This is a genomic window from Paraburkholderia sp. SIMBA_027 (assembly GCF_046535315.1).
Lineage (GTDB): Bacteria > Pseudomonadota > Gammaproteobacteria > Burkholderiales > Burkholderiaceae > Paraburkholderia > Paraburkholderia tropica.
This window is the reverse complement of sequence record NZ_JAWRWY010000002.1, coordinates 162001-176687: the sequence shown is the minus strand read 5'-3', so window position 1 is coordinate 176687 and position 14687 is coordinate 162001. Positions and strand designations below refer to the sequence as shown.

Sequence of the window (14687 nt, the reverse complement as noted above, 5' to 3'; positions counted from 1 at the left end):
ATCAATTCACGGTGTATTCGAACTCGCCAGCCTCGTTGGCGCGCACTGTCACGCGCGCGAGCGCGGTGCCTTCTGCGATGCGTTCGAGCACGTATTGCGCAAGCTCGGGCAGCAACGTGCCATTGAGGATGTGATCGACATTGCGCGCACCCGAATCGACTTCGGTGCAGCGCGCGAGCACGGCGTCGACAAGCGTATCGTCCCACTCGAACGTGGCACCATGATTCGCTTCGATCCGCCGGCGAATGCGTTCGAGTTTGAGTTCGATGATCTCGGCGAGCACGTCGTCGGAGATCGGGTAATACGGTACGACTTTCATGCGCCCGAGAAACGCGGGCTTGAATGTCTTGTAGAGTTGCGGACGCAGCAATTCGGCCAGCGCGTCGGCGTCGGGCAATTCCTCGGCGGATTTATTCAGGCACGCCTGCATGACCGCCGACGAACCCACATTCGAAGTCAGAATAATGAGCGTATTGCGGAAGTCGATTGCGCGCCCTTCCGCATCATCCATCGTGCCCTTGTCGAAGATCTGGAAAAACATTTCCAGCACATCGGGATGGGCCTTTTCCACTTCGTCGAGCAGCACGACCGAATACGGATTGCGACGCACGGCTTCGGTCAGCACACCGCCTTCGCCATAACCGACATAACCCGGCGGCGAGCCTTTGAGGCCCGACACGCTATGCGCTTCCTGATATTCGCTCATATTGATGGTGACGAGTTTGCGCTCGCCGCCATAAAGAATATCGGCGAGCGCAAGCGCCGTTTCCGTTTTACCGACACCCGACGGGCCGACGAACATGAATACGCCACGCGGCTTATCCGGATCTTCGAGGTTCGCGCCTGCCGTGCGAACGCGTTGCGCAATCGCTTCGAGCGCGTGGTCCTGACCGATCACGCGCTCGCCGAGCAGCGGACTCAGGTTCAGCACCGTTTTAATTTCGTCCTTCACCATCCGGCCGAGCGGAATGCCTGTCCACGACGACACGACTTCGGCCACGACATGCGCGTCCACTTGCAGCGGCACCATCGGGCCGTCGCCCTGCAAGGCATGCAATTGCTCGACGAGCGCGGGCAGCGCGGCGCGCGCTTCGTCGGCGTCGCGTGCCAGCGCAGCGTCGGCGCCGGCTTCGCGCGAAGCATCGATACGCGCACGCAATGCAGCGATCTGCGTGACGAGTTCGCGCTCCTGCGCGTAACGCGCTTCGTCTTCGGCCACTTCCGTGGCGCTGGCTTCGCGTTCCACCCTGAGTGCGGCGAGCCGTTCTTCATGCGGCGCGCCATTAGCCGCTTCGCGTTCGAGCGCGGAGATTTCAGCGTCGACACGTTCGATATGGCGCTTGCCGTCGTCGATTGCGCCAGGCGTTGCGCTATGCGCGAGTGCGACTTTTGCGCAAGCGGTATCGAGCACGCTCACGGCCTTATCAGGCAATTGACGCGCGCTGATATAGCGATGCGAAAGACGCACGGCCTCGGTAATCGCTTCGTCGAGAATGCGCACGTTGAAATGCTTTTCCATCAACGCGGTCATACCGCGCAGCATCGAGGCCGCGAGCGTTTCGCTCGGCTCTTCGATCTTCACAACCTGAAAACGCCTCGCAAGCGCCGCGTCTTTCTCGAAGTACTTTTTGTATTCGCTCCACGTGGTCGCGGCGATCGTGCGCAATTCGCCGCGCGCGAGTGCGGGCTTGAGCAGATTGGCGGCATCGTTCTGTCCCGCCTGACCACCCGCGCCAATGATGGTGTGCGCTTCGTCGATGAACAGCACGATCGGCTGCGGGCTTTTCTTTACTTCGTCGATCACGCTTTTCAGGCGATTTTCGAATTCGCCCTTCACGCTCGCGCCCGCTTGCAGCAAGCCCATATCGAGCACACGCAAGGCGACGTTGCGCAGCGCCTCCGGCACGTCGCCTTCGGCAATGCGCAGCGCCAGCCCTTCGACCACCGCCGTTTTACCGACGCCCGGTTCGCCCGTGAGAATCGGGTTGTTCTGGCGGCGGCGCATGAGAATGTCGATGGTCTGGCGAATCTCGCCTTCGCGGCCGATTACGGGATCGACGCGGCCTTCGCGCGCACGCTGCGTGAGGTCGGTCGTATACGTGTCGAGCGCAGGCGTTTTCGACGGGCCGCCGTTCGATTGCACTTCACCGTCCGTGTCCGATGCCGAGGGTTGCGCCGCTGCACGCTCGGCGTCGCGCGGCGCAGCTTCGGCCGACCCTTGCGTCAACTCGTCGAAACTGTGTTTGAGTTCGGCAACCGGCACCTCGCCCAAACGCGAAGACATGCGATGCGCGAATTGCGCGAGATCGGGCGCACTCAGTAGCGCGAGCAGCAAATGTCCCGAGCGGATACGCCCGATCTGCGTGTCGAGCGAGGCAATCAACCAGGCCTGTTCAAACAGCGCGATCAAATGCGGCGAGAACACCGGCGTACGCGTATTGCCGGTTTTCAGTTGCTGCAATTCGCGTTCGAGATCGGCGCGCACGGCATGCGGATCGATACGCGACGCGCGCAGCGCGCACACCAGATCGCTCGCGGGCTCTTCGAGCAAGGCGAGAAACAGGTGCTCCAGATCGACTTCGTAATGCCCCCGCGAAAGGCACGCGCTGGCCGCGCGTTCGGCCGCGAGACGGCAGGTGGAGTTGAGCTTGGTGATGAGGGTCTTGAGAGGCGTGCTCATGTCGTGAAGTCGGTCCGGGCGGAGTTCCAGTCAGTCGTCAGTGGGTGACATGCAATTCGTAATGCGCGTCGGCGCGATCGCGATCGGCTTCGTGGGTGCAAAGGAACGCATCCCAGCCCAGGCGCGAGCCGCCGCCGAGTCGACTCGGCCCGACGTCGTCGCGCCGCAGCACGAGCCGCACTTCGTATTCGAGCGTCACGCGTCCCAGCAGCGTGAGCATGTGCTCCAGCGCGATCGCGCGTTCGCCGCCGGGCAAAAAGGCTTCATAATCGGTTTTCGAAAGCGGACCGACGACGAGACGCGCGCGCATGTCGCGTTGCCAGACGCGCTGACCGGCGAGCGCCGTTGCGCCCAGCGCCACGTTACGCATACCGAGCATCGAGAGTTGATCGGGCGGAACGTCGTACCATTTGCCGACGAACTGCTCGATGCGCACTGGCACATTGAAATATTCGGAGAGCGTGTTCTGCAAATACGCAGCGGAAACCGGCCGATGACGCGCAGCCGGCGCATAACCGGCAATCGCTTCATCGAGCAATGCGCCGCGTCCGCCATGCAAACTCTCGCGCGAATCGTGGTCTGCCACGCCAGCGAGCGCGAGCAGCAAGGGCATATAGCGCTCGTCGCGATCGAGTTCGTAATGGAACGGCAGACGGTATTTTTTCCACGCGGAGTAAAACAACGCAGTCGCGCGATTCGAAAATACATCGAAGAATTCACGCGCGGCGCGGTCGCGCTTGAGCTGCTCGCGCGCGATCAACTGCTCCGTATAGTGCAGCGGCAATGCGCCCTGCCCACCGAGCAAGCCAAAGAACGCAGGTGTGATTTCCACCTGGTCGAGACGTTCCTCATCGAGTGCGGCAGCGCGTTGCTCGGGTTCGGCGAGTCGCGTCCCGGCTTCGTCGTATGACGCGGCCTGTTCGATTTCGCTGGGCGGAAAACCGAGCGAGAGCGTGTTGCGGAACGCCACGCGATGCGTGAGCACGTCGCGCTGGCGATCCTGCTTCTTGTCGACGAACCAGCGTTCGAGCAGACGCACCGCCTGAAAAAATTCAAAGCGGTGCGGCTCGTCGAGCAGACGCTCGATTACACGAGGATCGAATCGCCGCTGCGGGGCTTGCATCGCAGGATCTCCTCGCCAGTAAATTTCGAAATCACGACCAGTTGCACGAAACTGTTGATATGCACATACAGGCCGAAGAACACGTCGAGCACCCGCGCGAACGTGCCGAGACTCGTGCCGACAAAATGGTCCTCGTCCACGGTCACGCGAATTTCCACGCCGCGCACGAAGGTGGCGAACGGTTTGCCGGGCAACCATTGCACGGCGGCGCGCTGCTCCACGTCGACGATGCCGTCGATATGGCGCGACGACACGGCGCTGCGCCGCAAATCGTAGAGCGCGAGCATTTCCTTGAGCGTGGTCGCACCGCCGCTCGCCAGCGAAACGTGACTGAGCGCGAGATGCGAAATCAGACGCCAATGCGCGGCCTGGCGTCGCTCGAAACGCGCGCACGACGTGGGCCGCGCGAGCAGCGCAATCTGATTCACGAGCGAGCCGCCTTCGAGAAACAGGTCGCCGCCTTCCAGGCCCACGGCGAGACCGGCGGGCAAATCGCGGTTCGTGCAGGTCAGTTCGAGGCTCAGCGTATCGGTTTGTTCGACCGCGGGGTCGAAGTCAATATCGACAATCGAAATTTCAGTTTCGTAACCCGGGCTTTTCTGCGCGACGGCTTCATCGCGCCGTGCAAACCAGTAATGACCGGCGCGCGACGCTTCGCCATGACGCAGCGAATAAAACGGCCGGAATTCCACCACTGATTCCGCATCGGCGCGCTGTTGCACGAGTTTGACCGAGTCGATCGAATAGACTTCGTACGCGAACGCGCGGCGTGCCTCGGCCACCACTGGATATGCGATGCTTTGGTGATTAAGGCGAATAGGCTCGCCGTGCTGCTTGAAGAGATTGACGACCGGCGTGCAGAAGAGCCGCAGATGATGTGCCGCGAGCGTGTCGAGCAGCCGCGCCTCATGCGAATCGCCACGCACTTCCTTGAGCACGACATGCAGCGTGAGCCGCTGGCAGCGGCCCGCGGCGGACGCCATCGCGCCCAGATCGAAATCGACGAAATCGAATTTCGCGGGAAACGCAAAATACTCCGTGAGCAGCCGATAGGCGGGGTGCGAGCGCGAAGGAAAATCGATCAGCGCTTCGTCGTCGCTAAATCCGGCCTGACGATACGGCAGTTCCGGTAACGCGCGCCAGCGACCGCTACGATCGGATTCGACCCATGCACCCAGCGCGTTCACGAACAGGCAGTCGCCGAGCGCGGCAATGAACGATTGCTCGCCGTGCAAATACGCGCGTAATTGCGGCAGTTTCAACGCCGCAAGATCGAGTTGCGGCGAAGTCGATTCAATCGTGATTGAAATAACGCCCGTGGCGTCGCCGGGCAGCATGATCGAACTCGGCGCCATCGCCACCGGCATATAGCGCGCTTCGCTGATGCGCACCGGCGCAAGCGTCACGTCATAAGCGGTGCGAAAACGGCATTGCACGCCGCGCAGCGGGCGCGACTTGAGTTCGGTGCCGCGCTCGATCGTGGCCGGCGCGGTGAGCTGCGCGAACGACGCCGTCGAGCCGATCTGCGCGATCGAACACGCCGGAAAAGGCCGCAGATAATGCGGATAGAGGACTTCGAGCAGCGCCTCGGTGAATTCCGGGTAATCGTCGTCGAGACGCTTGTTGATACGCGCGCCCAGCAACGCGAACGACTCGATCATGCGCTCGACGTGCGGGTCCTCGCAGTGCTCGCCGCTCATCGCGAGACGGGCCGCGATCTTCGGGTAGCGCTCGGCGAATTCGCGCGAATAGCGTCGCAAGAACGACAATTCGCGCTCGTAATACGGCAACAACTCTTCCATCGCGACTCCCCGCCCCCCAAAACTACCTGTGCAGCCGCGGCGCGTGACAGTCCGCGGCCGTTGCCGTGCTTCAGGTCTTCGCGCGTGCGCGCGAGACCGAATACTGCAGCGTCGAAGGCTGCAGCAATGCATCGAAGTTTACCGGCTCTTCGGCCGGATGCACGACCAGTAATGCCTGAATAGCGAAATTCAGCACGCTGGTCGAGCGCGAATTCAATTCGAGCGACACCGTCACACGTTGCAGGCGTGGTTCGTGCCGCTCGATTGCCTGCTGGATCGACTTGCAGATAAAGGCGCGATCGTAATGGCTCGCGAGACTCAAACCCGCGAAATCGTTCAGGCCGTAAGTCAGCAGGGATTTACGGCATTCAGGCAATTGCGCAAGCATGTGCTCGGTGAAGGCGATTCGCGTATTCAGAATCGACTCCAGATCGCGCGCCACCGTCGCTTTCAGTTCGTCCAGCGACAATTGCCGCATCGCGGCAGGTGCCGGCGAATGCGGTTCGTCGTCGAACAGCTTGTCGAAGAAACTGGGCTCGAAACGTTTCATCAAACCATCCGGCGTCGCATGCAATGAAAACCGGGCGGCGCGCCCTGCGCCCCACCCGGTTCAACGACACCTTAGACCGCGTAGGTCTTGTCGTTCTTCGTCAGGCTCCATGCGCCCTGCGCGTTACCGCCCTGGTTGCCGCCGATCTTCTGCTGCGTGTACTTCCACTGCACGGCCGCGTACTTGAGCGAAAACTCTTCGGTCGGCAGGCCTTCGCCAACGACCGTCGGCGTGATGCTCGAAATGATCACGTACTTGAGCTTCACTTCGAGGTACTTGATGCGGTTGCCTTCGCCGTCCGAACGCATGAAGTCGATGGTGACTTCGTCGAACGTCGTGCCGCCCGAAGCGTGCTGATACAGCAGCGGGCTGACCACGTCGATGTCCTTCGTGAAGCGCATATCGGCGTGTTCGCAGCGTTCCGACGTGTGGCCGCCGGCCGTCGATGCCGTTGCCGAACGCGGTTGCAGGATCGAGTGACTCCACGAGTCGATTTCGATCCAGTTAGCGTGGTCCTTATCCTGCGATTCGCCCTTGATCGCGGGATTGCCGAATTTTAGATAGATGTCCTTCATAACGTATCGCTCCCCATAGAGGTGGTTTATACGGCGGCGCGAGGCTCGAAGCCGGGCCGCCCGATGGACCGCTCACACTTGGCGCGGGCCCCATTTACACGAGGCCTCTACACCGGATGCACCGCATTGCCTGCACCGTTCTGGCGGTGCAGGCAATCGCGTTCGGCGCGCTCTCAATTCCCGTTGTGCGGCTTTCTTTCCGTCGTCTTGATTGCCGCTTTCGATGACGCGCCCGTTACGACGCTTGCATTACGAATTAGCCGGCTTCGGCAGATCCGCCACGAGACGCAGCGAGATCGACAGTTCGTCGAGCTGGAAGTGCGGACGCAGGAACGCGACCGAACGATACGCACCCGGACGCCCCGGAATTTCCGCGACCTGAATCGACGCTTCGCGCAGCGGGAACTGTGCCTTCTGTTCCTGCGTGGCGTTGTCGTCGAGCAGCACGTATTGCGAAATCCAGCGATTCAGGAACACTTCGACGTTTTGCGCCGAAGCGAAGCTGCCGATCTTGTCGCGCATCATCGCCTTCAGGTAGTGCGCCACGCGCGATACCGAGAAGATGTATTGAAGCTGTGCGGAAAGCACGGCATTCGCATTGGCGCTATCGGTGCTGTACTTCTTCGCTTTCTGCACCGATTGCGCGGCGAAAAACGCGGCATAATCGGAATTCTTGCAGTGGACGAGCGGAATGAAACCGAGGTCGCTCAGCTCCTTTTCGCGGCGGTCCGTGATGGCGATTTCGGTCGGGCACTTGAGCGCGATTTCGCCGTCGTCGGTCTTGAACGTGTGCGTCGGCAGATCTTCCACGAGACCGCCGCCTTCCACGCCGCGAATCGCCGCGCACCAGCCGAAGTCGTCGAACGCTGCCGTCAGGCGCGCGCCGAAGGCCCACGCCGCGTTGCACCAGAGGTATTTGCTGTGATCGGTGCCGTCCACGTCTTCAACGAAGTTGAAGCCTTCCGCCGTCGCACCGTCTTTCGGATTGAACGGCAGGCGGCCCAGGAAGCGCGGCAGCGTCAGACCCACGTAGCGCGAATCCTCGGCGTCGCGGAACGACTTCCACTTCGCGTATTCGACGGTGTCGAACACCTTGCCCAGATCGCGCGGCTTGCCGAGATCGGCAAACGATTCGAGGCCCATCAATTCCGGCGAAGCCGAAGCGATGAACGGCGCGTGCGCGGCCGCGGCGACATGCGACATCTGTTCGATGAAGTACATGTCTTCGGGCTGGCGCGTGATTTCGTAATCGCCGATCAGCGTGCCGAAAGGCGCGCCGCCGAACGTGCCGAATTCTTCTTCATAGACCTTCTTGAAGAGCGCGCTCTGGTCGAATTCGACCGCGGCCTTGAAGTCGCGCACGACGTCGCGCTTCGGTGCGTGCAGCGCCTTGATCTTGATGGTCTGGCCGGTATTGCTTTCCTTGCACAGATAATCGAGGCCGCGCCACGTGCTTTCGAGGCGCTGAAATTCCGGCGCATGCATCACCGCGCTCAATTGCTCGGAAATCAGGCGGTCGAGTTCGGCCACGCGCGCGTCGATGGTCGCGGACAGATTGTTCGACACGACCACGGTGCCGTCGAGCACCTGATGCACGAGTTCGCCGATCAGGTCCTTCGCACGCGCGTGCTCCGAATCCGATTTCGCGACCTTGCTCTTTTCGACAATGCTGTCGAGCAGCGAAGACGTGCTGCCGTCTTCGGCTTCGATGGCCGCGCTTTGCGCGGCTGCGGTTTGCTGATTCATTGCGTCCCCCGCCTCATTCGCCCTTGGGTTCGTCTTCCGACGGGTCCTTGCGCGTGTTCTCCGCGAGCGCCTGCAACTGCTGCGTATTGGAGAGCACTTCGCTCAGCAGGTCTTCGAGCTTGTCGTTGCCCGCGAGCTTGTTGCGCAGATCCGCGAGCTTCGAACGCGCGTCGAGCAGGCGGCGCAGCGGCTCGACCTGAGCCACGACCTCGTCCGGATTGAAATCGGCCATCGACTTGAAGCGCAGATCGACGGCGAATTTGCCGCCCGCTTCGCTCAGGCGGTTTTCCACCTGAAACGCGGCGCGCGGCTCGATGCCTTTCATCACGTCGTCGAAATTGTCGCGATCGATATTGATGAACTTGCGGTCGCGCAGCTTGGGCTGCTCGATTTCCGACTGACCGGCCAGATCGCCCATGACGCCGACGACGAACGGCAGTTCCTTCACTTCGATCGCATCGCCACGCTCGACCTCGTAGGTCAGCTGGACGCGCGGCGGCCGCACTTTCTGCAAGCGCTTCTGGATGCTTTCTTTCTTTGCCATCGACGGCTCCCTGCTCCCGTTTTGACCTTGTTATCGGACGTGTCGCGTGTGGTGCTCGAAACTCAGCGCAGCGCGCTGAACGGATCAGCGGCGTTACCGGCAGCCTTGGCGGGCGCCGGCGCGGCGGGTGCTGCGGGCGCGGCCGGAGCCGCGGATGCAGCCGCCGTTTCTGCGGATTCGGCAGCCTTCGGCGCGGCCTTGGTGACGCGCTTCACATAGCGCTTCTTCTTCACCGGCGACTTCGCGCTCTGGTCGGGCGGGAACAGCGCGTCCTCGCCGAGCGTGTCGCGCAACTGCTTCGCGAGCGCCTGGGCGTCCGACTTCGCGTCGCCTTGCAGCGAAGCATCCTGACGCAGTTCGCCAAGCGACTCTGTCGCTACGCGCAGGCCGGCCACGGCCAGCACGCTCTTCGCGCCACGATCCGTCTGATCGCGTTGCAGCGCTTCTTGCGCCGCCACGATCGCCTGACCGTAGTGCTGCTGCTGGAACTGGATCTGGGCGATGCGCGACCACGGCTCTTCACGCGTGGGATCGGCGGCTGCAAGCTTTTGATACGCGGCGATCGCCTGATCCTGGTCGCCGCCCTTCGAGAGCGCGTCCGCATCGGCGAGCGCCTTGTTGAATGCTTCGGGCGATGCGGAAAGATTGTTGCCCTGGGTGGCGCAACCCGCGACGATGCCGCACGCGATCACAGCCCCCGTTAGCTTCGAGAAGACGCTCTTATTCATGTTTTCTCTACCGACCAGAGAGTTTGATTGTGTTTGTGATTCAGCTTCGAGATCTGCGCCTCGAAAACTACCATCGAGATCTCTGTCTCGCAGACTTATCTCGATATTGAAACGAGTGTTTTACTTATTGCTCAACGCGCGGGTATAGTACAGGCCAAATTTCGATAATTCAACTGTGCAATGAAAAGTGCCCGAAAGAAAATGGTCCTCGCGTGAAGCTGAAAAGTGCTGGAGAAGCGAGTAAGAACCATGACAGAAGCCACAAAGTAACGGGCGCACAGCTGACAAGGAAATAATTTCCGGCGCAACCAATGTACACGGGGCTTCGGGCAGGAAAATTTGCCGGATTTTTATTAAAGAAGGCATCACGGGGATAATGCCCGCGCAATGCGCCGTGCATTACCAACGTTCAAGCGGATTTAACGTTGTCGGAGAGTTCGGGCTTCAAGCCCGCGATAAAAATGACTGCGCGCATTATTCAAATCGCATCAAATGCGGCTCTGGTTTGCGCCGCTGCTGCCTTGCTGGGCGGGTGCGCGGCGGCCGTGCCCGCGTTGGGCAGCGCGGCCTCGGCGGCGCTGCAACTCGCGGGCATCGGCAAGCCCGATGTACCCGACAGCCAGAAGCCGCCGCGCGACCTCGGCGTCACGCTCTACGCGGCGCGCAATCTCAATGCGGCGACCGATAACAAGCCGCTCGCATTAGTCGTGCGCCTCTACGCGTTGAAGGATCCGACCTCGTTCCAGCAGGCGCCGTTCGACACATTCACCGATCCCGCGAAGGAAAAAAGCACCTTGGGCGCCGACCTGCTGAGCGTGCGCGAAATCACCTTGATTCCGGGGCAGCGGTATAACGCCACAGAGAAAGTTTCGCGCGAAGCACAAGCTTTCGGCATCGTCGCGCTGTTCCGCGACCCGGCAATGAAGCGCTGGAAATTCGCTTTCGATCCGGCGAAATCGGAGAAATCCGGCATAATGGTTGGCCTGCACAACTGCGCCATGACGGTCACGAGCGGTACCGTAATCCCCGCGGATGCGAGTCAGTCGGCGCAAGCGCTCAATCTGCTTTCGTCTGTCACCTGTGGTTAAAAGCGAATCGGTGACAGCGAATGCGAAGATTTAAAACGGGGCAGAAAGAGCGGCAGCGAACCTTGCAAATGAGGGGAATGCGGGGATGAAAGCGGGGATGAATGCACACGCCAGAAGCGCGTTGAATTTCACGGAAACGGACCTCTTTAACCAATTCAGTCAGCCGGCGGCTCGCACGCCAGGCACGACCCGATCGACGCATAACGCTGAATCAACATGAGCTATTCCTCGAAAGTGCTTTGGGGGGAAGGCCTGTTTCTCAGGCCTCAGCACTTCCAGCGGCAAGACGCCTATCACGAAGCGCGGCTCTTCGAGTCGATCCAGGCGATCCAGCCATATAACTGGGGCGTGCGCTCGATCCGTATCGATCACGACTCGCTTGGCAGCAATATTCTGCGCATCAGCGAGTTGTCGCTCGTGTTTCCCGACGGCACGCTCTACTCCGCGCCGCAAGCCGACGACCTGCCGCCGCCCGTCGCGCTCGACACGCTGCCCGAAGGCATCAACGAATTCACGTTCTATCTGGCGCTGCATCAGGTGCGCGAAAACGGCTCGAATTATTCGGCCAATCGCGACGACGGCTTTATTGCGCGCTACGTGAGCGAACAGTCGAGCGTGGCCGATCATTACACCGACGCCGCGCAGGCCGACATCACGTTCCTCAAGAACAACGTGAAGCTCGTTGCGCACACCGAGCCGCGCGACCAGTTGCTGTCGGTGCCGGTGGTGCGCGTGCGCCGCACGGCGTCGTCGGGTTTCGAGGCCGACGAGAGCTTCGTGCCGCCGAGCCTCGCCATCGAGGCGTCGCCGCTGCTGCATCAGCGCCTGCGCCGCCTGATCGACGCACTGCAGGCGAAGGTCAACGCGCTCTACGGTTTCCACCGCGAGCCGACCAAGAACATCATCGAATTCCGCTCGGGCGATATCGCGTCGTTCTGGCTGTTGCACACGGCCAGCGGCGCGTTCGCGACGCTCGCGCATCTGTACCAGCACGCGGCGCTGCATCCCGAACGGCTCTTCCAGGAAGAGCTGCGTCTCGCGGGCCAGTTGCTCACGTTCTCGAAGAATCACACGCTCGCCGATCTGCCCGCTTATCGTCACGACGATCCGGGCCCGGGTTTTGCGCGCCTCGACGCCATCCTGCGCGATCTGCTCGAAACGGTGATCTCCACGCAGTACTTCGCGATTGCGCTCGAAGAAGTGCGCGCGTCGTTCCATATCGGTCGCCTCGACTCCGGCAAGATCGACGACAAGACCACGTTCTATCTCGCTGTCTCGGCCGACATGCCCGCCGTCGATCTGGTCGATGCCGTGCCCGCGCGCTTCAAGGTCGGCGCGCCCGACGACGTCGACAAGCTCGTGCTTTCGGCCATGCCCGGCGTGCGTCTCGTCTACACGCCGCAAGTGCCGCCCGCCATTCCGGTGCGCCCGGGCGCCTGCTATTTCGCGCTCGAATCGCGCAGCGCGCTCTATGAGCGCATGATTCAGGCGCAGTCGGCGATGGTGTACACGCCCTCGGGCATCAACGATCTCAAACTCGAACTGATTGCGGTGACGTCATGACCAACGCGCCTTCCCTTTTCGGCGACGTCGCGCCGCCGCCCGTCACGCCGCAAGCGCCGGTGGGCGATCCCGCCTATCAGGTGCGCTCGCTGCTCGACCTGCTCTACGATGGCTTTTTCATGCTGTTTCTGCTGAAAAACGGTCGCGAGCCCGGTGACGCCGCCGAGTTCAGCGCACGCGTGCAGCAGTTTCTCGGCGACTTCGAGCGCGGCGCGAAAAAGCTGAATGTTTCCGCCGACGACGTCTATGCGGCCAAGTTCGCGTTCTGCGCGGCGATCGACGAATCGGTGCTGTCCTCGCCGTTCCGCATTCGCGCGGACTGGGAGCGCCGTCCGCTGCAACTCACGCTGTTCGGCGAACAGCTTGCGGGCGAGAAGTTCTTCCAGTATCTCGAGCAATGTCGCGCACAAGGCGCCGCGCGCCTGCAATCGCTCGAAGTCTTTCACATGTGCCTGCTGCTCGGTTTTCAGGGCAAATACATGCTCGAAGGGCCGGAGAAGCTTGCTTATCTGACCGCGCGCATCGGCGACGAAATCGCGCACATGAAGGGCAAGCGCGCGCCGTTCGCCCCGCATTGGCCGCTGCCCGATCAAGTGGTGCACCGCCTCAAGCGCGAAGTGCCGCTCTGGACGATCGGCGCGGTGTTCGCGCTCGTCGGCGTGCTCGGATGGCTGGGTCTCAGCACGTGGCTGCGCGACAACACGCTGCGTACGCTCGCGCCTTACACGCAGATCGTCAAGCTCGGCCCGCAATCGGCCAATCTCACGATCTCGCTGCCTTGATGTCGACCCGATGGCGATTTCAGCCCTGAAAACACGGGCTGGAATCGCTCTCACGCAGGTTCGCCCTGCTCCGCGACCACGCGATCGCGACCCGTCATCTTCGCGCGATACAGACTCGAATCGGCCCGCTTGAGCCATGCGGCGTGATCGTTCATCGCCTCGTCGCATTGCGCCACGCCGATGCTCACCGTACACGGGCACACGCTGTCCGCGTCCTTCGCCTGCAAGCGTACCGCGCGCGCAAAACGCTCGGCGACCGTGCGCGCTTCGGCGAGCGTCGCGCCCGGCAACACCACGCCGAATTCCTCGCCGCCATACCTGCCAATGCTGTCGCTCGCGCGAAAATGCTCGCGTAGTTGCCCCGCAAACGCGCTTAGCACGGCGTCGCCCGCCTGATGCCCGCGCGTATCGTTGACGTCCTTGAAATGGTCGAGGTCGATGAGCAGCAGCGACGATGCATAGCGCGTCGCGCGGCAGCGTTCGAATTCGCGCACGAGCAGATTTTCCCAATGGCGGCGATTCAAGAGACCGGTGAGGCCGTCGGTGCGGCTCAGCCCTTCGAGCATGCGCGATTGCTCGGCGAGCTTGCGCGAGATGCGATACACCGCGAGGCCCAGCGCAAGCGGATAAATCGCGAGAAACGGCAGGCACGCGAGCAGCGTGGGCAAGCGCGTACCGGGCTCGAACGCGAAGCCGAACATCAGCAGACCGGCCGCCAGCCCCGCAAGATTCGCCAGCACGCCGCGCAGAAACAGCCGCATGCCGCCCGAAGCCATGTTGTCCATGCCCGACATCACGAGCATCAATGCGCTCGGCAGCAAATCGAATCGCATCGCGGCCACCCACACGCCGCCCATTGCGGAATCGACCATCAAATTGAGGCGTTCGCCGCGATACGGCACGGCCCACGCGTGCGCGGCACGCCGCGCGATATGCGGCCAGATCAGGCAGTCGATGACGAGCAGCACCCAGAACGGCGCGCCGCGCCCCTGCTGCACGAATACCGACGCCATGCAGAAAAACGCGAGCACACGCCCGCCGACGCGCAATCGCCAACTGCGCTCGACGAAGCGCCTCCCCTTGCCCGCCATCGGATTCGTGCTGGGTAACATTCTCGGTCTCTCGAATGTCCTGCTGTCGCGCAGGATCTATGCATGTATTGTGCCATCGGCGACAGCGTTCGCCGTGGAGAATTCGGGTTTTCCCCCTGAAAATAAGGGCTATTCGATGCGTGCGATGAGCGCACGATCGATGCCCGCGCAACCGGACGTCCATGTGTGTGGATCGCGACGGCCCCGCATCGCATGACGTCGCGATGAATTCACCCCACTCAGGGCGCGTCCAAGCCCGTTCTTACCAACCGTTACAGAAGCGACGTGATCGTTGCACCTGTACGCGCCACGCCTTCCTAGAATGCTTCAACCGTTGCGCAGCAAGACCGCCAGCGGCCGCCAACGACACTCGACGCGGACATTGCACGCCTATGCACGGTGCATGCGGCAGCGC

General features: G+C 61.9%; 12 protein-coding genes. 3 read left to right on the top strand and 9 right to left on the bottom strand.

What is annotated here, in order from left to right:
- Nucleotide 1: 1 nt before the first annotated feature.
- The 8 genes from tssH to SB764_RS03765 all read right to left on the bottom strand — a co-directional run bounded on the left by tssH (nt 2) and on the right by SB764_RS03765 (nt 9748).
- A complete protein-coding gene (gene tssH / locus SB764_RS03800) occupies nt 2-2680 on the bottom strand; it encodes a type VI secretion system ATPase TssH (protein ID WP_410862703.1) in 2679 nt (892 codons plus the stop codon).
- Between the two features lie 37 nt (nt 2681-2717).
- A complete protein-coding gene (gene tssG / locus SB764_RS03795) occupies nt 2718-3803 on the bottom strand; it encodes a type VI secretion system baseplate subunit TssG (protein ID WP_176080571.1) in 1086 nt (361 codons plus the stop codon).
- Entirely contained in the window at nt 3767-5605 is a 1839-nt protein-coding gene (gene tssF, locus SB764_RS03790; protein WP_321902208.1) for a type VI secretion system baseplate subunit TssF, read from the bottom strand. The genes tssG and tssF overlap by 37 nt, the downstream gene beginning before the upstream one ends.
- Before the next feature lie 70 nt (nt 5606-5675).
- A complete protein-coding gene (tssE, locus tag SB764_RS03785; RefSeq protein ID WP_065058887.1) occupies nt 5676-6155 on the bottom strand; it encodes a type VI secretion system baseplate subunit TssE in 480 nt (159 codons plus the stop codon).
- 71 nt (nt 6156-6226) lie between these two features.
- Nucleotides 6227-6730 (bottom strand): Hcp family type VI secretion system effector, encoded by a 504-nt coding sequence (locus SB764_RS03780; RefSeq protein ID WP_065058888.1) that lies wholly within the window; start codon nt 6728-6730, stop codon nt 6227-6229.
- A gap of 249 nt (nt 6731-6979) precedes the next feature.
- Entirely contained in the window at nt 6980-8476 is a 1497-nt protein-coding gene (gene tssC, locus SB764_RS03775; RefSeq protein WP_065058889.1) for a type VI secretion system contractile sheath large subunit, read from the bottom strand.
- A gap of 13 nt (nt 8477-8489) precedes the next feature.
- Nucleotides 8490-9020, bottom strand: coding sequence for a type VI secretion system contractile sheath small subunit (gene tssB, locus SB764_RS03770; protein ID WP_065058890.1), 531 nt, complete (start codon nt 9018-9020; stop codon nt 8490-8492).
- Nucleotides 9021-9082: 62 nt separating this feature from the next.
- Nucleotides 9083-9748, bottom strand: coding sequence for a hypothetical protein (locus SB764_RS03765; RefSeq protein ID WP_065058891.1), 666 nt, complete (start codon nt 9746-9748; stop codon nt 9083-9085).
- Nucleotides 9749-10209: 461 nt separating this feature from the next.
- On the opposite strand from SB764_RS03765, the gene tssJ reads away from it, so the two are divergent.
- From tssJ to icmH, 3 genes are all read left to right on the top strand, one after another.
- Nucleotides 10210-10836: a type VI secretion system lipoprotein TssJ gene (gene tssJ / locus SB764_RS03760; RefSeq protein ID WP_065058892.1), complete on the top strand. Its 627-nt coding sequence runs from the start codon at nt 10210-10212 to the stop codon at nt 10834-10836.
- A gap of 216 nt (nt 10837-11052) precedes the next feature.
- Entirely contained in the window at nt 11053-12399 is a 1347-nt protein-coding gene (gene tssK / locus SB764_RS03755; RefSeq protein WP_065058893.1) for a type VI secretion system baseplate subunit TssK, read from the top strand.
- Nucleotides 12396-13181: a type IVB secretion system protein IcmH/DotU gene (gene icmH, locus SB764_RS03750; RefSeq protein WP_065058894.1), complete on the top strand. Its 786-nt coding sequence runs from the start codon at nt 12396-12398 to the stop codon at nt 13179-13181. Before tssK ends, icmH begins: the two co-directional genes overlap by 4 nt.
- A gap of 50 nt (nt 13182-13231) precedes the next feature.
- Here icmH and SB764_RS03745 read toward each other — a convergent pair whose 3' ends face one another.
- Nucleotides 13232-14293 (bottom strand): diguanylate cyclase, encoded by a 1062-nt coding sequence (locus tag SB764_RS03745; RefSeq protein ID WP_065058895.1) that lies wholly within the window; start codon nt 14291-14293, stop codon nt 13232-13234.
- Nucleotides 14294-14687: the final 394 nt, after the last annotated feature.